Origin of the sequence: uncultured Umboniibacter sp., assembly GCF_947497555.1 — a bacterium.
In the GTDB taxonomy this organism is placed as follows: Bacteria; Pseudomonadota; Gammaproteobacteria; order Pseudomonadales; family DSM-25080; genus Umboniibacter.
Genome location: NZ_CANMGY010000001.1, coordinates 178,306 through 195,822 on the forward strand (window position 1 = coordinate 178,306; position 17,517 = coordinate 195,822).

19 protein-coding genes are annotated in these 17,517 nt (G+C 48.8%); 2 read left to right on the plus strand and 17 right to left on the minus strand.

The window, feature by feature from the left end; all coding sequences use genetic code 11:
- Positions 1-4: 4 nt before the first annotated feature.
- The 14 genes from Q0698_RS00730 to Q0698_RS00795 all read right to left on the minus strand — a co-directional run bounded on the left by Q0698_RS00730 (position 5) and on the right by Q0698_RS00795 (position 12,261).
- A complete protein-coding gene (locus tag Q0698_RS00730; RefSeq protein ID WP_298632755.1) occupies positions 5-523 on the minus strand; it encodes a hypothetical protein in 519 nt (172 codons plus the stop codon).
- Positions 510-1,760 (minus strand): NAD(P)/FAD-dependent oxidoreductase, encoded by a 1,251-nt coding sequence (locus Q0698_RS00735; RefSeq protein ID WP_298632757.1) that lies wholly within the window; start codon positions 1,758-1,760, stop codon positions 510-512. The genes Q0698_RS00730 and Q0698_RS00735 overlap by 14 nt, the downstream gene beginning before the upstream one ends.
- Positions 1,750-4,017 (minus strand): hypothetical protein, encoded by a 2,268-nt coding sequence (locus Q0698_RS00740; protein ID WP_298632758.1) that lies wholly within the window; start codon positions 4,015-4,017, stop codon positions 1,750-1,752. The genes Q0698_RS00735 and Q0698_RS00740 overlap by 11 nt, the downstream gene beginning before the upstream one ends.
- Positions 4,014-4,571: an outer membrane lipoprotein carrier protein LolA gene (locus Q0698_RS00745; RefSeq protein WP_298632760.1), complete on the minus strand. Its 558-nt coding sequence runs from the start codon at positions 4,569-4,571 to the stop codon at positions 4,014-4,016. Before Q0698_RS00745 ends, Q0698_RS00740 begins: the two co-directional genes overlap by 4 nt.
- Complete coding sequence (locus Q0698_RS00750) at positions 4,564-4,998, minus strand: acyl-CoA thioesterase (protein ID WP_298632762.1); 435 nt, start codon at positions 4,996-4,998, stop codon at positions 4,564-4,566. The genes Q0698_RS00745 and Q0698_RS00750 overlap by 8 nt, the downstream gene beginning before the upstream one ends.
- Positions 4,998-6,542 (minus strand): aromatic amino acid ammonia-lyase, encoded by a 1,545-nt coding sequence (locus tag Q0698_RS00755; protein WP_298632764.1) that lies wholly within the window; start codon positions 6,540-6,542, stop codon positions 4,998-5,000. The genes Q0698_RS00750 and Q0698_RS00755 overlap by 1 nt, the downstream gene beginning before the upstream one ends.
- 1 nt (position 6,543) lies before the next feature.
- Positions 6,544-7,452: a hypothetical protein gene (locus tag Q0698_RS00760; RefSeq protein WP_298632765.1), complete on the minus strand. Its 909-nt coding sequence runs from the start codon at positions 7,450-7,452 to the stop codon at positions 6,544-6,546.
- Positions 7,452-8,180, minus strand: a complete 729-nt coding sequence (locus Q0698_RS00765; RefSeq protein ID WP_298632766.1) for a glycosyltransferase family 2 protein — start codon at positions 8,178-8,180, stop codon at positions 7,452-7,454. The genes Q0698_RS00760 and Q0698_RS00765 overlap by 1 nt, the downstream gene beginning before the upstream one ends.
- Positions 8,181-8,184: 4 nt before the next feature.
- Positions 8,185-9,756 (minus strand): AMP-binding protein, encoded by a 1,572-nt coding sequence (locus tag Q0698_RS00770; RefSeq protein ID WP_298632768.1) that lies wholly within the window; start codon positions 9,754-9,756, stop codon positions 8,185-8,187.
- Between the two features lie 6 nt (positions 9,757-9,762).
- Positions 9,763-10,089, minus strand: coding sequence for a hypothetical protein (locus Q0698_RS00775; RefSeq protein ID WP_298632770.1), 327 nt, complete (start codon positions 10,087-10,089; stop codon positions 9,763-9,765).
- Between the two features lie 212 nt (positions 10,090-10,301).
- The gene (locus Q0698_RS00780) at positions 10,302-10,547 is read right to left on the minus strand and encodes an acyl carrier protein (RefSeq protein ID WP_298632772.1); all 246 of its coding nucleotides are present in this window, start codon (positions 10,545-10,547) and stop codon (positions 10,302-10,304) included.
- 18 nt (positions 10,548-10,565) lie between these two features.
- A complete protein-coding gene (locus tag Q0698_RS00785; protein WP_298632774.1) occupies positions 10,566-10,832 on the minus strand; it encodes a phosphopantetheine-binding protein in 267 nt (88 codons plus the stop codon).
- Positions 10,817-11,608, minus strand: a complete 792-nt coding sequence (locus Q0698_RS00790) for a lysophospholipid acyltransferase family protein (RefSeq protein WP_298632775.1) — start codon at positions 11,606-11,608, stop codon at positions 10,817-10,819. Before Q0698_RS00790 ends, Q0698_RS00785 begins: the two co-directional genes overlap by 16 nt.
- Positions 11,602-12,261 (minus strand): beta-ketoacyl synthase chain length factor, encoded by a 660-nt coding sequence (locus Q0698_RS00795; protein WP_298632777.1) that lies wholly within the window; start codon positions 12,259-12,261, stop codon positions 11,602-11,604. The genes Q0698_RS00790 and Q0698_RS00795 overlap by 7 nt, the downstream gene beginning before the upstream one ends.
- A gap of 58 nt (positions 12,262-12,319) precedes the next feature.
- On the opposite strand from Q0698_RS00795, the gene Q0698_RS00800 reads away from it, so the two are divergent.
- Complete coding sequence (locus tag Q0698_RS00800; protein ID WP_298632778.1) at positions 12,320-12,922, plus strand: hypothetical protein; 603 nt, start codon at positions 12,320-12,322, stop codon at positions 12,920-12,922.
- 64 nt (positions 12,923-12,986) lie between these two features.
- Here Q0698_RS00800 and Q0698_RS00805 read toward each other — a convergent pair whose 3' ends face one another.
- Both Q0698_RS00805 and Q0698_RS00810 read right to left on the minus strand, forming a co-directional pair.
- Positions 12,987-13,406 carry a VOC family protein gene (locus Q0698_RS00805; protein WP_298632779.1) on the minus strand — a complete coding sequence of 140 codons (420 nt, stop codon included), beginning with the start codon at positions 13,404-13,406 and terminating at the stop codon, positions 12,987-12,989.
- Between the two features lie 334 nt (positions 13,407-13,740).
- Complete coding sequence (locus tag Q0698_RS00810; protein ID WP_298632780.1) at positions 13,741-15,324, minus strand: AbgT family transporter; 1,584 nt, start codon at positions 15,322-15,324, stop codon at positions 13,741-13,743.
- Positions 15,325-15,539: 215 nt separating this feature from the next.
- On the opposite strand from Q0698_RS00810, the gene Q0698_RS00815 reads away from it, so the two are divergent.
- A complete protein-coding gene (locus Q0698_RS00815; protein ID WP_298632782.1) occupies positions 15,540-16,898 on the plus strand; it encodes a hypothetical protein in 1,359 nt (452 codons plus the stop codon).
- On the opposite strand, the gene Q0698_RS00820 is transcribed toward Q0698_RS00815, so the two are convergent.
- Positions 16,884-17,471: a hypothetical protein gene (locus Q0698_RS00820; protein ID WP_298632783.1), complete on the minus strand. Its 588-nt coding sequence runs from the start codon at positions 17,469-17,471 to the stop codon at positions 16,884-16,886. The two genes, Q0698_RS00815 and Q0698_RS00820, sit on opposite strands and share 15 nt — an antisense overlap.
- Between the last annotated feature and the right edge of the window lie 46 nt (positions 17,472-17,517).

Here is a 17,517-nt window from a genome sequence, read left to right on the forward strand (position 1 = left end):
TTAGCTACAGCCTTCGAATTGTGAGCACAGTTTGTGTTGTGCCAATAGCGGCCTTAACCGTAACTAACTGCTCATTTTCATATTGAATGGCTATTGATTGCTCAGGGTGAGTAAACCTTATACCTCGAGAATTCTCAGTTTCTCGATAAGTGCCCCCTAATGCTGCAACTTGCGTTGCTACCTGAGCGCTGTCGCCTCGCGTCCAGCTTATTAAGTTAATAATAGCATGCATCGGTAAATTCTTTTCAGCAAAGCCAGTAAACAACCATCGTTCACCATACCAACTTGCCTCAGCAATGACTTTTCCAAGAGGATCCATAAAAACAACATGCTGCTCCGCTAACCGCCAAGAGGTCGCGACGAGTAAACTCGTGACCTCATCTTCAACATAGACGTCCACGAAGTCTATTCGCTCACCCGACCCCTGCAATAACATGCCTCCAGAAACCGGACCTAAGGAAACAGGCGTCCCGGTACAGGCATTCAACAGTATTGCTATGAACAGGAAATTAACGAGTCGCACGAACAATCTCTGCAGTGGTATTCAGCTTACGCTCCGAATTTTTCACGAAGGGATTATCTAAATCCCACGCATATCCAGCCAATATCGACGAAATCATCGTGGTGATCTTTTGGGCATGTATATGATCATTGCGATAGAAAATAACGTCTTGAAAGCGTCCGTCATACCAACCCATCACATAAGTTTTGAAGGCCTTTACGCCCTGCAGCAGTGATGCTTCAAAATCCTTTTCCCAATCCACGGTCGTTCCTGCTAGCTCGCGTTTGATGGCCGACGCCGCCAGGGATGCAGATTTCATTGCAATGGTAACCCCTGAAGAGAAGACAGGGTCAAGGAATTCACCGGCGTTACCGAGCACACAATAGCCATCGCCATATAACGAAGAAATGTTCGTAGAGTAAGATTCTAACGTTCGAGTGTCACTATCCCACTTAGCGTTCGCTAATAGTTGACTGAGATTTTCAACCTGCCCAACTTGACGGCGAAGAATTTCCGCTGGAGTACCCTCGCCCAGTAGGTGACTCTCGCCTACCACCCCAATGGAAGCGCGACCGTCAGCAAACGGAATTAGCCAAAACCAGACATCGCGGTTATCAGGATGAATGCTCACGAGAATCTTCTCACGATCGAAATGTCCAGCTGTAATATGGTCCTCGACGTGAGTGAAGCAGGCTTTTCGGCTAGGCAGATCGCTGGGCTCATCAAGCGATAGCAAACGCGGGAGCACGCGGCCATAGCCTGAGCCATCGACCACAAATTTGGCGCGCATCGAGCGCTCATTACCTTGGTTATCCGCTGCGCTCAGACGAGTAATCGAACCCGTGCGAGAATATCCAGTAACACGGTGCCCATAGTGAATAGCCACGCCACTTCGTTCTACCTCATCGGCAAGGCATTTATCAAAATCCCCTCTTCGAACTTGCCAAGTTTCCCCATCTCCGTTGCTAAATTTTTCTCTAAAATCGATCTCACTGTACTGACCAGCCCACTCAAAAGCAGCGCCGTTTTTACGCTGGAAACCCAGGGCGTCAGCATTTTTGGCAACTACGTCGTAGAGCCCTGCTTCGCGAAGGATCATATTGCACTGAGGCAGAAGTGACTCACCGATAACAAATCGCGGGAAAGTCGCTGCCTCGACTACCTCAACATTCAGGCCCTGGTCATGCAGTAGCTTGGCGGCCACAGTTCCCGACGGCCCTGCGCCAATCACTACAACATCTAAAAGATCAGTTTCCATTACTTGCTCCCCGTTCGCTCAACGCTAGCGCAGTCAAAAACGCTACCGAAATTCCAACTGCAATGATCAAACCAATACTTGCTAATACCGGCACTGCACTTAACGCCAATAAGCCAAAGGCCAAAATTGACGTGATTGCCGAGCAAACGACTGCATTGGTAGCATAAACTGCCTTCGACGCAACAAATAGGGCAAAATCTATACCCAGCCCTAATACTAATAGCAACGATAACACGCTAAATACGTTCAGCGCCAAGCCCACCGCATAGAGCGCGAACAGTCCCGCTAAAGCTCCCGCAGCAGCGGCGCCTAAGCGAAGTATTCCGGCCCGCAACCCCTGTCGCCAAATCAATAGTCCTGCCAAGACGGCCAAAGCCACCACAAAGAGATAGCTAGCATATTCTCGTCCAACCTTGAGTGAGGCAGAAATTGCATCCGCTCTATCCACCAGTACAACCTCTTTATCCCAATTCGCCGACAGCAGCCGCTTCCAGTCTGCAGCGTTTGACGACACTATTAAGGCTCCGTAATAGGATGGCACCGCCGAATCATCGCCTCTGTCTGGCGTTCCCTCAACAAAGCTGAGTGCCCAAGGCTCCATCAATGGATTAGCGGCTAAGTCACTTAGCGTCAACACACTCAGTTCTGAAATCCTCTGCTGCAGTAGGGCTCGGTCAAGGGTGATACCTAACGTCTGCTCCAAGGCGACCAGCTTTTCCTCTTGCTCAAACCAATGTCTGAGCATATCGATGCGCCGCTGTTGCTCATTCTGCGGAAGAACCACATCGGCAAGATTAGTGACAACGCTGAAATCTTCGCCTTCAGCTAGCGCTTCAGCGCGAATTTGAGTACGGCGCATCGACACCAACAACTCATCTTCAGTTCGCGCACTAACAATAATGGTACGCGGAGCCATATCAACGGCTAGCCACTCAGACAATGCCAACTGCTCCTGTTGAAGCTCGGCATTCAGAGGCTGTAGCTTTCTGACATCGTCGTCTGCCGGGGCTTGAATAACCATGACCACTAGTATCAGAATAGCAGTAATGGCAAACATCTGCGCCACATTAGGCCGAAGTGAAGGAAACTGCTCCCAGTCTAACGAAGGGAAATGTGAGGTGGTATTCGCTACCACACGCGGAAACATAAACACCACTACTAAGACGGCAACCAACAATCCGACGGCCGAAAACACCCCCATCTGTGCCAGCGCTTCATAGGGTGACAAGGCTTGAGCTAAAAACACTAGAATAGAACTTGCTGCGCTCAGTGCCAGCAACCCACGAATACGGCGCTCGCGCTGCTGTGACTTGGCAAATAACCAGTGGAAAGCGTAATCCACGCTCACTCCCATCAGGCAGGCACCAAAGACAGTGGTGAGGAGGTGAATCTGACCGAAAATGAGCTGTGTGATGAGCAGTGCGGCGCCAGTGCCCACTGCCAGCGGATAAAATACGACGACAATTAGGAAGGCGCGGCGAAACACCAGTAATAGTAAACTGATAATCGCGATGAGTGACGCAAGCCCGATGGTACTCACTTCGCCCTTAGCCTGTTCCATCGCCGCATAGGCGTAGCGAGCTGAGCCTACCACTAGGATTTGGTAGTCTTCAGTCTCTGCTCTAGCCTGCTCAGCTTCCAGCCAAAAATTAAAATCTTGCTGCCAAATTATGGAGCCCGCCAAGTTACCTGCATCGAACTGCAGTAAGGTTCCCCATTCGCCATCTCTCTCAAAGTAAGGCGCATCAGCGAAGAGTTGTGCACCACTCATTTGCTTGGCAAAAAATGTATTGATTCCAGCGTCGATTTGAAGCGGATCATGCTGCAACATTGCAGTGGGGGTATCGAAGCCAAACCACTTGGTCATAAGCCAACTACTGTAGTCGTCCTCGGCAAACTGATCCGGAGAAGAAAAATTAAGGGCGAACCGCTGAAGGCTCTCATATTGATCCGCCAACTCCTCAGGATCTCGCTGCCAAAGCGCTCCTGTAAATAAGTTTCGCTGTTGAGCTCGCTGGAATAATTCGCCTGCGGATTGATGAACTTGTTTGCGCTCATCTCCAGAAATGAACACGAAGATAGCTGATGAAAGCTTTCGACTAGGACCCGCCAATAGAGTCCGCACCGATTCGCTCATCGAACTGTCCGGAACCAGTGCCAGCACATCGGTATTAATTTTCGGGGGAAATAGCCACAGGGCTACGATGATAAGCAGCGGTAGAGAGCCCCATTTGAACAACTCTACCGGCGACTTCATGGACAGTTGGCCCAGTCTATATCAGGGCGAACATCCAAAGGCGTCAAGTTAATTTCCGTGGAATGCCCACCCGTTTCTTGGTAGCTAATTCGCTCTACATGTTGGCTACCTGACACCTCCACCGCGGTTAATATAGCTGCCACCGCTTCATTCAAAGGAACCAGCTTGACTCGCCATCCTTCCTGACTCCAGTTAGCGGTAATTTCAAAGAAGGCCGACAACTGCTCAAAGTCACCCGCAAAAATAGCCCTGACCCAATAACTGGCCGAGGCAGTAGCGACTGATTCAGAGGTCCAACATTGCTGCGATAAGAAGGGCGCTTGAGTTAACCATATCACTCCCCGATGCGGTTCAAACAGGAAGCTTCCGGATGATTTAAGAGGCTGTGATAACGAAGATATGATTTTAGTTTGTTGAAACAAACCAGAGCTTTGGGTGTTTTCGGAAAGTCGAGCTTTGACACGATCGAGCGCTTCATCGGCGGTAGCCAGCTGCAGGACAAATGACATCAACACAGCCAATGAAAAAATGACTTTAATAAGCCAGCTAATCAAGATTGCACCCCGCATCGATGAGTCTGTCACGCAACCCTAAAGGGCTGCCAAAGGCCATTTCACCGGTCTTGATATTCACCGGAACCTGAGTAGTAGAAGCCTTTGTCAGCTTTTCACCAGTCTCGGCATCACGAATGATATAACGAATAACTAATCGGCACTCCCATTCCAATATCTCCGCCATAATCGCTAATTTCGAACCGTACCGAGCTGGGCGCACATAGCGCAATTTCATATCCACGATGGGCCAACCAAAACCATCCGCCTCCATGGCATCAATATCGTAATTGATGCTGCGAATGAGCGCTGTACGGGCAATTTCGATGTATTTAACATAGTGACCATGCCAGGCAATGCGCATGATATCGACATCGTGAAACGGCACTTCTACCTGAGTTTCGTGCGCAATCAACGCCGCCTTAGCCATCAGTGAAACCTGTTCTCTCTGATGGCGTCAACCAAATTTCTCAGGTCGAACTCTAACGCACGGTCATCGCTCAACGGCGGAGCAATAGCAAACACTTGGTCCAGTGTTCGTGCAACGGCTATCGGGAGTTCCTTCGTACGATTTCGCAAGTAAACCCCCTGAGCAGCGCCAAAAAGGACTGCTGCAGAAACTTGATCAAGTAATTGCAACACTCGACGGCAGTCGCGTGCTGCAATGGTACCCATACTGACCTTATCCTGATTATGGCACTCAGTGGAACGGCTAAATACACTTGCTGGCATGGTTAGCTTAAGTGCCTCAGCCGTCCAACTTGAGACGCCTATCTGAACCGCTTTTAAACCGTGATTGATGACCGCGCGATCTCCCTCGGCGCCCGATAAATTACTCGGTAAGCCATGATTGAATTTCACATCAACCGCCTGTGCCAACTGCCTGTCTAAGAGGTCCGCTAAATTCGCCAAGTTAGCTTTTAATGAGTCCATCGCATGAGCGATATGCCCGCCATAGAAATGTCCACCATGGAGCACGGATTGAGTTTCAGGGTCAATAATTGGATTGTCGTTTGTGCTATTGAGCTCGGTTTCAATCAGCTGTTCGTAATGGCCCAATGCGTCGGCAAGAACACCAATGACATGAGGCGCACAACGCAGCGAGTAACGATCTTGGAGTCGGCTTGAGTGAGTGGGTGCTGATTGAGCTTCTAGATCCTCACGTAATTGAAGGGCTACGGAATTTTGCCCCGGGTGAGCCTTTACATTAAAGAGTCGCTCGTCATAGTGGAAGTCATTCCCGTCTAAGGCAATCGTATTAAGCGCCGTGATGCGCGTTGATAGAAACTGAGCGTAGCGAGCGCGCTCCAAATTTAAACAGGCCAAGGCGGTCATCACTGCAGTGCCATTCATTAGCGCTAAGCCCTCCTTAGGGCGAAGGCTAAGCGGCGCTAGATCGCATGCGATTAGAGCATCGCTTGCGGCCATAAGCTGCCCATCATAAAAGACCTCTCGCTCCCCACACAACGTAGCCGCCACATACGACAAAGGCGTTAGATCGCCCGATGCGCCCACCGAACCCTCTTCGGGAATACGTGGAGATATGCCGCTGTTGAGGAAGGCAACTAATTGCGTAAGTAAGCCCCAACTAACCCCAGAATATCCTCGTGCCAGCGACACTAGTCTAGCCGCCAGAATTGCTCGACTTTCGGTTATGGAGAAAACATCGCCCATACCACATCCGTGAAAGGTATAGATTTGCCTTGGAAGCTCGTAGGCAAGCGACTTACTCACCGTAACGGTACAGCTATCACCATAACCCGTCGTAACGCCGTAAATGACACCCTCTTTTTCCAGTAACCGATCTAAAAGCTCGGTACCGCTGTCAATCCACTCCCGATATTCGGCGGAGGTATCTAACGCAACCGTTACCCGATTCTGTGCAATGGCAACGATGTCAGCTGCTGTTAAAGCGATTCGACCGATTACTAGGGTCGACTTCTCAGCGGCGTGGTCAAGATACTGTGAATACATTTTAATCCTTACTCGAGCCCCAGAAGGGGTAAAAATTAAACCATTGTTCGGGTGCGCTACGCACATGTTGCTCCAAGCTTAGCGAGTAATGGGCGCAAGCTTCAAGTAAACCTTGCTCTCGATTACCTCGTTCGAGTACCAATCTCGAGTAAGCGTATTCGAAATTAATACGAAAATGATCGCCTTGACGATAGCAAAACATAAAGAAGACTGGACATTTGAGCAGTGCAGCCAGCATAAAAGGGCCTTGCGGAAATTCTGCAGGCTCACCTAAGAAGGGCACTGAAATGGTTCGCCCACCGTTAACCGGTACACGGTCAGCTGTAATGACAACCAAATAACCCTGAGCTATTTTTTCACTCAAAATAAAGGCCGTCTCTACACCTACACTCGTTACCTGAATAAGCTCTATCGAATCATTAGTATAGGCGGAAACCGCTTTATTGAATGTTTCTGCATGTTCGGTATGCACTAGTGCACAGACCTTGCGGTTAGCCTTTCCCGCCATTGCCTTACATGCTTCCACATTGCCATGATGAGAACCAATTAGAAGCGCTCCTTGCCCGCTATCAATGACAGAGCGAAACTCCTTCCTGCCGTGAATGTCTGTGGCAGATAAGTCGTACTGTCGGCTAAGGATAAGTAATCGATACAACATGCTGTTCGCAAACGCCCAGAATTGCTTAAACACACTGAGAGCAAGATGCGGACGGGAGATATTTGGATTTACCCGTAACCAGTAATCGACTGCACCGCGACGAGCCATCGGATTCAGCAGAATTGAAACTAAGACGACAGGGAATAATACGACCCTAAACGGCCAAACACCGAAACGCCGGTGAAGCCACAACATGAAGTGAATACCACGCACCCAGCCGAAGTCTTTGTTATCGGTCCAATGAGCTGCCATTACTTAAACCACCGATAGACAAGCTTTGGACTTCTAATCAGCATGCCGAGAAATAATTTCCAATGAGTGGATGCAATTTCTAGGTTGTCATGTAAGGCACGAAAGTGACTAACGCCGTCCTCAGGGTACGACACGTTGACTGGAACCCATTGCATTCGGACGCCTTGCCAATGTAGTCGTACTAAGATTTCAATATCAAACCCCATACGCCAATGCATCTCACCCTGATCAACCGCTTGAAGCGTTGAAACCAGTGGGTAAACTCGAAAGCCACACATTGAGTCCTTGATCGTAAATGACAGGCTATTCAGCCACACTAGGATATGAGTCACGTATCGACCGTAAAGTCGTCGCTTTGGTATCGAGGCATCAAATTGAGGTAGCCCAGCAATGAGGTCTTCTGGCGCCTCTGTGGCTGACCGCAAAAGTTGAGGAAGTGCTTCTAGGCCATGCTGGCCGTCCGCATCAACTTGTACCACATGACTAAAGCCTAATTGCTCCGCCCAACGCAAACCGGAAACGACGGCGGCTCCTTTGCCGCCATTTTCTTCTCGGTGAAAAACTTGGACGGAATCTAGGGAACCTAACCGCCCCAAGACTGCATCTGAGTCGCTGTTTGAACCATCATTGACTATTAATACGGGGAGGTCACTCGTCCGAAGTTTCGTCACGACAGATTCGATAGCGTTCGGGTGATTGTAATAGGGAATTAATACGGCTAATTTCACAGGGCTACTCATCCACTAACAGCTTTGCCTGAGCAAAAACGGTGTCATTGTTCAAAATTTTAAGGTGATATTGCGCTTTTTCGACGATATATTTTAACCGAATCTGCACATCCGCCCCCGGCTTAATCACGGATTGAAACTTCACCGTAGCGAGGACGCTAATAGACCGAGACTCCTCGAACCAAAGTTGAATATATTGCTCAGCCATCCATACCATCGCAACCCCCGGCAAAACGGGCTGTTCGGGGAAATGTCCCTCAAACCACGCTAGGTCCGCCGAAATTAACACCTCTAATGAAAGTTCATGTGCCGACAACCAGTCGACTGCAATGGGCGTAGGCAACCGTTTGTCTGAGCTGAGTAACTTTAGGCACGAATGGTCCGTCACTTTCGATCTCTCCGTGGTTGGCAAACTCCTCAGGAACCGCCATTTACGCGGTATGGTACTGGCTTCGAGAAACGACGCACAGAAGCGGCGCAGGGAATTCTTCAACTCGAGCACCTCGGAGTGAGTCAACGCCTGAGGGTCTGTAACCACGATAAAAGCCGCTAGCCTAGATTGGCTGTAAGGCACCACCCGAATTGACTTTACTGCGGGGTATTCCAGCAATTTTTGCTCAATGGCGGTTAAGGATATTCGCTTCTCATTGATCTTGGCAATTCGATCCACTCTGCCAGAGAGTTCAAAGGCGCCGTCCATTCCGCTAGGACTTAAATTATCGTCCAGCTGGCACACGGGACACCAAGGCGAGGAGACTTCGTTACTTACGAAGTTAATTGACACACCTTCCAATGGCTTCCACTGATGCTGATCCGCTGACTGCGATCGGGTTGCGATACCTCCGGTCTCAGTACTTCCATAAAGCTCCAAAATAGGAGTTTTAAACCATTCCTTCGCCGTCAACGCTTCAGCAAAAGATAACGGTCCGCCTGAGCTGACTACTAGCCTGGGCGATTTCGTGGGGGCAGAGGTTGAGGACAACCTCGCTAACTGCGATGGTGACGAAATCACCGCTAAATCAATGTCTGTATTAAGGGCATGAGCAACTTCGCTGGGATACACCCAAGTTTCCGGAACTAACTCCAAAGCAAGACTTACTGGAACCACCAATCGAAATAGAAAGCCATAAATGTGTTGATGTGAGACGGTTCCGCCTACTTTTTTCACCCCACGGTAAAATTGCGACAGAATCCTTGCCTCCGCCTCCAGTTGGGAAAGCGTCTTGTAAACAACCTTGGCATCACCACTCGAGCCAGAGGTCAGAAAAGCAATCTCTCCCGAGGTTTCCTTAAGTCGACTGGAGCTTTTAGACTCATAAAAGACACCCTCAACATATGCATCCCTTCCGCTTGCCAAAAAGTGACCCAGTGCTGATTCGCTGACCTGATTCAACAGAATTGGAGTGCAGCCACTTTCCAACAGTCCAAGCAACGCACCGCAACACTCATCAAGGCGTTCACAGAACAACCCGACTTCAGCCGAGGTCACACGCCCTTGAATGGAATGATAGCTTGTTGCTGCGACGTCGTTTCGTTGGCCAACAAAATTCCGTAATCTTGTTAAGAATAAGCTCATAGATAGTTAGCTCCTGCGGTACCAACTACGGAAAATAAATTCCAAAATAAATGTGGCCGCTACGATTACGTAGCTAATCAAACCATTGAACAAAAGCCAGAGGTCGCGATCGCCAAGTGCCACGGTGTAAGCACTTGCAACGGCAGTCAAACCAAATACAAAGCACCACAACTTTGTTACTTGTCGAGTATAGTGAACACCTCTCGGTTCTAAATTAGGCTCCTGCCTCCTTGCTATTTGCTCCACCAAGGGAACTTGCTCTGGACGCAAACTCTGAGCAAACCAAACCAACATCATTAGGTTAATCGCTACCGGGTAGGACAGTGCTGCCATAGTAGGAAACAATACAAACACAGCAACTATTGCACACAGTAAGGCAACCGCGACGACCGCCCTAAATACCGTCAGTCCGAACCGAATAAAATCTAGATTCCTCAAAACTAATAGGACGATGACGGGTATTACAAAGATCGCCCTCGGTACTAAATCCCAAAACAACCAGAGACTGATCGGATAAAGTATGGAAAGTAAAAAAATTAACGCGTTCAAAGGCTTCGTAGAGTATTTATAGCCTCTACCACTTCACCGACCGTGCGAACCGACTTGAATTCGTCTGGCGCAATCTTCTTGCCAGTCATCTCGCGAATTCGAACAATTAAATCCACTGCATCAATCGAGTCAATATCCAAGTCATCGTAAAGTGCCGCGTCCAAAGTGACTTCATCGGGGTCAACATCAAACATCTCTTCAAAAATTGCTTTCAATTCGTTTAGTGTATTTTCATCTGTCATGATATTTTGCTCCACGCATCACCCTCTTGAGGCAGCAACGAATGTTGCCAGTGCAGTAACACTTGAGAAATGTTGTCGAGTTTCTTCTGGGTTCGCTTCAGGATCAATCTTCACGCCGTATTTTTTCTGCAGAGCCAAACCCAATTCCAGAGCGTCAATTGAATCTAAACCTAAACCTTCGACAAATAGCGGTTCATCGGCCTCGATTTCGTTGGCAGAAATATCCTCTAGATCAAGTGCTTCAATAATTAACTCTTTAATTTCCTGTTCTAATTCTTGTCCCATTTGTCACCTCGGTCCGTAAAAAAATTGAGCCAATCTTCAGTGAGTTGTCTAGCAGCCTTCGCTCGCGGTAAAGTTCGATATGGCTCGAGCTCCCACTTACCCTCATACGATAGCAAAAATCCGGGTGCTTCCGAAGGTAAACGATACCAATGCACTTCTTTTGTGAGAAAAGGGGTTGTTCGCTGAATCGTCAACAAAAGCACGGGCACATCAGCCATAATAGCTATATTAGCAGCGCCGCGGGACAACGTCATGGTTTTCGTATCGGAAGTCCGAGATCCTTCCGGATAAATGATGATCACCTCACCCTGAGCAACCGCCTGACGACATTCGTCCAACATTTCGGGGCGTCCGTCGTTCGGAATGAAACCGCACGCTCTGACCAACACGCCTACAAAGGGATTAGTCCAAAGGCTTTTTTTCACGATGCAATTAGCACGCGGCATACGCGCAATCATTATCACAACATCAATAAGACTGGGATGATTAGCAATTAATACACCACCATGCTCCATGTCCTTAGCCAGCGACTTCCAATTATTCCACTGGATATCAACTCTTCCGGCTAGTCGGATATAGGTCACCAGTAGCGCAAAGCCACGACTAACTAGATAGCGGTTCCAGCAAATCCGCGTCTCTCGCTGACGAATTAGCAAGCGCAACAGCAATACACAAACTGAGAGAACCATTGCTCCTAACGCGAAGCTAATAAAACCTATAGCGGTCACCAAGACGAACAGCAGCCGATATAAATAAGTGGATCCTTGATTCAACATTTATCTATATCCGCCCGAAAAAGTGTATTCACTAACAGCCGAAAGATTTCAGTGTAGCCAACACTGTCATCTAAGTGCTTTGCGTCTAGGAGGCTGAATGCCCGACCACTATCCGATATTCGAAGAACTAATGAAGTTGTCGCTACGTTTATCGCAGATACGGGAGCATAAATCTCGGGTACTGATTGATCTGTCATAACAAGCAGAACATCGGTAGCTTGTTCCCTGCGAAGAAGCTCTGCTTCCAAAAGCGCGTTATAGAATCGATGCTTTGCTGCGCTTATCGCCACTATATGCTTATGATTCTTCGTGGCCATAGAAAGAATACCTGGTTCAGCATTTTGTACCGATAGGGAGAAATCCGTCGGCGACATAGGCTCATCGGCGACAATAGATTCCATTAACCGTTGAGTTCTAGCGAGATCGCCATATTGTGAACACCAAACGATAGTCAGTCCTTCGCCATTGAGCAGCTCATTTGCAAGCGCCGCAGCTCGCTTACCAGTCGGACTTAAGCGCCGATTCAACATTGCCGGCAATTTTAGGCCGGCTGTGAAAACCGCTTCAGGTATTCCCGCAGCGATAAGCCGTTCTTGCTCTTCAACCTCAACATCAATGGCAATAGCCTTAATCATTAGTTTATCAATAGTCATTGTGCTACTTTCTCAGCTACTTAATTTCATTATGGGCGAACTAGCCTCGCTACTAAATATGATAAACACGCTGTTCGACTTTCACCGCCTTGACGAAAAACTCTCGGGATCCCGGACAGAGCGACGTCAGGCAATGCGCGCTTGCTCTCGGCTAAGGCTAGCTGGTTTACTATCCCAAGCTGGCGCTAGCAGTATTGCAGTTACTCGCGACCACAAAGGCCTTCATCCCACGGATGATCAATTCTACTGTTCCGTATCGTATACTCAAACTTTAGTTGCTTCGGCAATCTCTCGCCACCCTATTGGTATTGATATCGAAACTATTTCTGCTCGTCGTGACTGGCGTAAGATCGGTAAGTTTCTTTGGCGTGAGACCCCTGAAAGCATCGAAGACTTCTATTTTCGCTTCGGGATCATGGAAGCGTGGGGCAAGCTACAGGGAATTGGAATTCATTCTCATAGCCGAAGAATTCAGGTTTTAGGTTCCACAATTTTATCACCCGACACCCCTAACGAAAGTTGGCGCTTTATCAGTCAACAACACCATGGCTTAAACTTCTGTATCGTTGCACGCGCAGACCATATGCCGTCTGAGCGGGAAACAGCGCTTACTGACCAAATTAACACCAACCTCAACATGCTAGGCCCACCCTCGGTTTAGCCCTCGCAGTCGCTCTGCATTGTCAGACACTAAATGACTAAGTGAATTCAAATCAAAGCCATCGCTAGGTAGCGAACAGCTGTCCTTCTACGTCCGCAAAACCTTTAAATTCAAGTGTGTTGCCACTGGGATCGCGAATAAATAGCGTCCCCTGTTCTCCAGCGGTGTTCGGGAATCGAATATGGGGTTCCACCACAAACTGAACGCCCTGTTGTTCAAGACTAGACCGCAATTCATTCCAAGCGTCCATAGTGAGTACTACACCAAAATGGGGCACAGGTATCCCATGGCCATCGACGATATTTGATACATCAGTTCGCTGCTTATGTTCATCTAAATGCACAACAAATTGATGTCCAAAGAAATTGAAGTCAACCCAACGATCACTACTTCGCCCTTCTGGGCACTCGAGTAGTTGACCATAAAACTCTCTAGCTTTAGCTAGCGAGTCTACCGATACGGCAAGGTGAAACGGTGACAGCATAATGAACTCCTTGATAATTAAGACGCTTCAATTAAAACAAAAGCCAGCTTAACCCATTGCGGATCAAATTGACTCAGCGCTATAACTCGAACATTATCTGAACTCTATAAGAATTAATCTATTAAAATCGTAATAGAAAACGGTGCTTGCTATGTCAAAGAAAAAAGCCGATTTAACACGTCGCTCCTTCCTCGGAGTGGCCTCAGGAACCTTTGCAGGCTTTGGTATCGTTCAAGTGGACATGGACTCGGCGGCGCACTGAATCCTATCAAAGACCCCCAAGACTAGTGCTTATCATAAAAAAGGCCGTTCAATTGTGAACGGCCTTTTCAGTTTATGGGGTATAGAAAATAGGCGAGCCCGGCCCCACCGGAATCCCTGCCACAAATACCCAAAGATAGAAGAATGAACTCCAGATCACTAGGAACACCATGGTGTACGGCAGCATGATTGAGATCAAGGTTCCGATACCAATATTCTTGTAATAGCGTGAGGCGATGGCAAGAATCAAACCAAAGTAGCTCATCATGGGCGTGATCAAATTAGTGGTTGAATCACCAATTCGATAGGCGGCTTGAATGGTCTCAGGAGAGTAACCTACTAGCATTAACATAGGCACGAAAATAGGCGCCGTCACGGCCCATTGAGCCGATGCCGACCCTAAGCTCAGATTAATGAGCCCACAAACTAGAATAAACAGGAAGAATAAACTTGGCCCGGTGAGGCCTGCTGATTCCAGAGCGGTTGCGCCCATTACCGCTAACACCGCACCGAAGTTAGTCCATTTGAAGTAGGCTACAAACTGAGCCGCAAAGAAGACTAGCACCATATAGCCACCCATTGAGCTCATGGCCTTCGACATAGCGTTAATAGCATCTACGTCATTGTTCATTGTCCCCACTACCTTGCCGTAGACAAATCCGGGTACCGCAAAGAAGATAAAGATAAAGGCGACAATACTCTTAAGGAATGGAGAGCCACCTAATTCGCCGGTCTCGGGATTTAATAGCACGCCGCCTAGCGAATCCATCGCGGTGGCAGCAATAACCAAACCCACCAGCACTGCAGCTAAGCCCGCAAAACGAAGGCCTCGACGCTCAATATCGGTCAGCGCAGCGCCACCTTCAACCTCGGTATTTGCTAACGCCTCAGGATCGCCCATTGCTGAATCATAGGTACCGAGTTTGGGTTCAACCACTTTTTCGGTTACCCAGGTTCCCATGACCGTAACCAGGAACGTTGACGCTGCCATAAACCACCAATTGGCCTCAGCACCAACGGTGTAACCACTATCGATCATCTGTGCTGCTTCTTGGGTGATACCGCTCAACAGCGGATCTACGGTTCCCAGCAGTAAGTTAGCTGAGTAGCCACCCGATACACCCGCAAATGCTGCAGCTAAACCCGCTAGGGGATGACGACCTAAGGAATGAAAGATCATTGCCGCTAGCGGAATTAAGACCACATAGCCTAGTTCGGACGCGGTATTAGAAATAATGCCGGCAAAGACGATCACAAAGGTTACTAGTCGAGCTGGTGCGCCATAAACCATCTTACGCATTACCGCAGAGATTAGTCCCGAGTGCTCGGCAATACCGACGCCTAGGATCGCTACCAGTACCGTTCCCAATGGCGTGAAACCAGTGAAATTGGTGACTAACCCAGTCAGAATGCGCTGCAAACCCTCAGCGTTCATCAGGCTCACGACCCGAATCATGCCATCCTCAGCCACATTAGGTGAGCCAGCCGGACGCGGGTCGATGACGGAAAACTCAAAGTAACCGGCTACACCACTTGCCACAATCACCGCGATACAGAAGAAGGCGAATAGCGTAACGGGATGCGGTAGTAAGTTACCGAGAAACTCTACCGAATCGAGAAAGCGGGTAAAGATTGTTTTTTTACTAGGATGGTCCATGAGAAGCCCTAAAAATTCTTATTAGAGCAGTAGTCTACCTTATTTTCCGAGTGAGTTCCCAGCCGCTGATCTGCGTGAGAAAAACCGTTGGTATTCAATGCCAGACCCTTTCACAAAACTTTCTGGACCGTCCCTACAGACCTCGCCCTCAACCCTTTATTTTGACTGCGAATTCAATTAGGCTCATTAGATAAAATGACTATCAGGAAACCGCCATGCCCACGCTGCTCTTAGCTCTTGTTCTTTCGTTGACAGCCACCTTTGTCCTTGCTGACCAAGAAGCGCCGTGTCACACGAATTCAGCGCTATGCTTCGACTCGATCACCGACCTATCCATAGGAGTCCTCCGTGAGCGGCAGTATCGAGCGAGCTATGAACTGCTCTCTTCGCGGAGTCTTGGCGAATTCTCAGGTGCCATGCTGGCCTTTGAAATTGATGAAATTCGTCAATATACCCGCCTTGCCCTTCCGCAGAGTCATCGTCCTAACGATGGTTATCCGGTGATAGTGTTCGCCCACGGCTGGGTTGGCATTAATGACGCACCTAACTTTGAATTTGCCGAGAGTGGCCTATACCGTGAGATGATGGAAGCCTACTTACAGGCCGGCTTTGCAGTGATGATTCCGGGCTTCCGAGGGCATGGAACCGTAGACAACCACCCTGCCCGAGGCATTGAATTCCTGGAGCATTTTGACAACAGTAGCTACCTTTCGCCCACCTTCTACGCCATTGATTTGCTCGGTAGCGTACAGGCCATTCCGTCCCTCAATCGCATCCACCAACTGGGTGCCTCCCACGACACGCCGCTAATAAACCCGAGCGAAGTTAATCTCGTTGCGCACTCACAGGGTGGAGATGTGGCGTTAACCGCATTAGCCATTGCGAACAATAATCGTCTCGTCCGGACTGCGTTTGATGCCTCATCCATTTGGTCCGGCTGCATTCCGGATCGATTCACTCAAGCGGAAACCTATGGGCCGATGTCTAACAGCCGCGAAGCATTCCTATCCGGTGATGGAACTTGGACTGGGAGCGCAATTGGCCGCAACGGCGAAATCAATCCTAATTTTGTTTTTGCCTGGCCGGCCGATTGGATCGGGACGCTGGATGTGACTAGCGCGGATTGGAGTTGGCAGGATGACACCTGGAAGCTCTCCATGCTGGCATCTTTCGATGATCGCTACCAAACCATGTATCAAACGCTCTCAGACCACTTCGGTGATCTAGATGGCGTCAGCTATCGCTTGACTACGTCACCAGCGAAAAAGGTTAGCGCAGAACATCATCCACGCGTTGCGGATCGCTTGCTTGAAATCGGCGGTTTCCATCAGGAGAAGCGCCTCTCAACGCCTATTATCTTTAATATCTCAGATCGAGATTATTATAGTTTAGCTGAGTGGAACTTAGAATTAGCGGAGCGCATCAATGACGCCGGCGGCGATGCCAAGGTAAATATCTACCCTGGCACCACGCATGGTCTGGGAGTTAGCGAACACCAATGGTTTTCGCCAGCTGGGACTGAATCAGCGGTAGCCAAAGCACTGGCAGCCGATATCGCGTTATTCAGAGACTAAAGGCGTGCCGCTGGCACCACTGAACTCAACACGAAAAAAGCGATTGGGGCGTTTGAGTTGATAGACAAATTGCTCGGCAGAGCTCTCGACGGTCCATACATTAACTAATGAAACGGTTAACCCCGTAGCATTAAACACGGCTTTAGTTTGCTCGTCTGCAGGAAAATCGAGCTGACCGTTTACGTCTGTGGGTTCGCCAAAACCGCCGTAGCCAGTCACTTCATCAAAGGAACCATCCGAGTGGCGATGCTCGTGGCGGAATTCAATGGTTTCCCCCTGACGAGTGAATACCCATGTTCGAGACTTATCGTCACCGACCCAAAATGGCACTCTAATTTCGCTAGCGGAACACTGCTCGAATCGAGCCAGCATGTTTGCCCTGGCGAAGTCAGCATCTACCTCATCATCCGATACCATTACGCCTTGATATTGCATACCACAATGTAGTGAGAGTTGCTGCCAAAAAGCCTCTGCCGGGCTAAGCGCTTCAGTAGGCTGATGTTGATTTGGGATTGAACAACCTAGCAAGCTAGTTGTTAGCAGTACGAGTAGAATTGTCTGTCGATTAAACATAGAAAAGGGCCTGTTGCTGTTATTCACCACAGCATAACAGACCCTT

Bases quoted from the DNA above. Each gene is read 5' to 3' on its own strand.
- Q0698_RS00735 (WP_298632757.1), bottom strand. From the start codon at position 1,760: ATGGAAACTGATCTTTTAGATGTTGTAGTGATTGGCGCAGGGCCGTCG.
- Q0698_RS00740 (WP_298632758.1), bottom strand. From the start codon at position 4,017: ATGAAGTCGCCGGTAGAGTTGTTCAAATGGGGCTCTCTACCGCTGCTT.
- Q0698_RS00750 (WP_298632762.1), bottom strand. From the start codon at position 4,998: ATGGCTAAGGCGGCGTTGATTGCGCACGAAACTCAGGTAGAAGTGCCG.
- Q0698_RS00755 (WP_298632764.1), bottom strand. From the start codon at position 6,542: ATGTATTCACAGTATCTTGACCACGCCGCTGAGAAGTCGACCCTAGTA.
- Q0698_RS00760 (WP_298632765.1), bottom strand. From the start codon at position 7,452: ATGGCAGCTCATTGGACCGATAACAAAGACTTCGGCTGGGTGCGTGGT.
- Q0698_RS00770 (WP_298632768.1), bottom strand. From the start codon at position 9,756: ATGAGCTTATTCTTAACAAGATTACGGAATTTTGTTGGCCAACGAAAC.
- Q0698_RS00775 (WP_298632770.1), bottom strand. From the start codon at position 10,089: ATGGCAGCACTGTCCTACCCGGTAGCGATTAACCTAATGATGTTGGTT.
- Q0698_RS00780 (WP_298632772.1), bottom strand. From the start codon at position 10,547: ATGACAGATGAAAATACACTAAACGAATTGAAAGCAATTTTTGAAGAG.
- Q0698_RS00785 (WP_298632774.1), bottom strand. From the start codon at position 10,832: ATGGGACAAGAATTAGAACAGGAAATTAAAGAGTTAATTATTGAAGCA.
- Q0698_RS00790 (WP_298632775.1), bottom strand. From the start codon at position 11,608: ATGTTGAATCAAGGATCCACTTATTTATATCGGCTGCTGTTCGTCTTG.
- Q0698_RS00795 (WP_298632777.1), bottom strand. From the start codon at position 12,261: ATGACTATTGATAAACTAATGATTAAGGCTATTGCCATTGATGTTGAG.
- Q0698_RS00800 (WP_298632778.1), top strand. From the start codon at position 12,320: ATGATAAACACGCTGTTCGACTTTCACCGCCTTGACGAAAAACTCTCG.
- Q0698_RS00805 (WP_298632779.1), bottom strand. From the start codon at position 13,406: ATGCTGTCACCGTTTCACCTTGCCGTATCGGTAGACTCGCTAGCTAAA.
- Q0698_RS00810 (WP_298632780.1), bottom strand. From the start codon at position 15,324: ATGGACCATCCTAGTAAAAAAACAATCTTTACCCGCTTTCTCGATTCG.
- Q0698_RS00815 (WP_298632782.1), top strand. From the start codon at position 15,540: ATGCCCACGCTGCTCTTAGCTCTTGTTCTTTCGTTGACAGCCACCTTT.
- Q0698_RS00820 (WP_298632783.1), bottom strand. From the start codon at position 17,471: ATGTTTAATCGACAGACAATTCTACTCGTACTGCTAACAACTAGCTTG.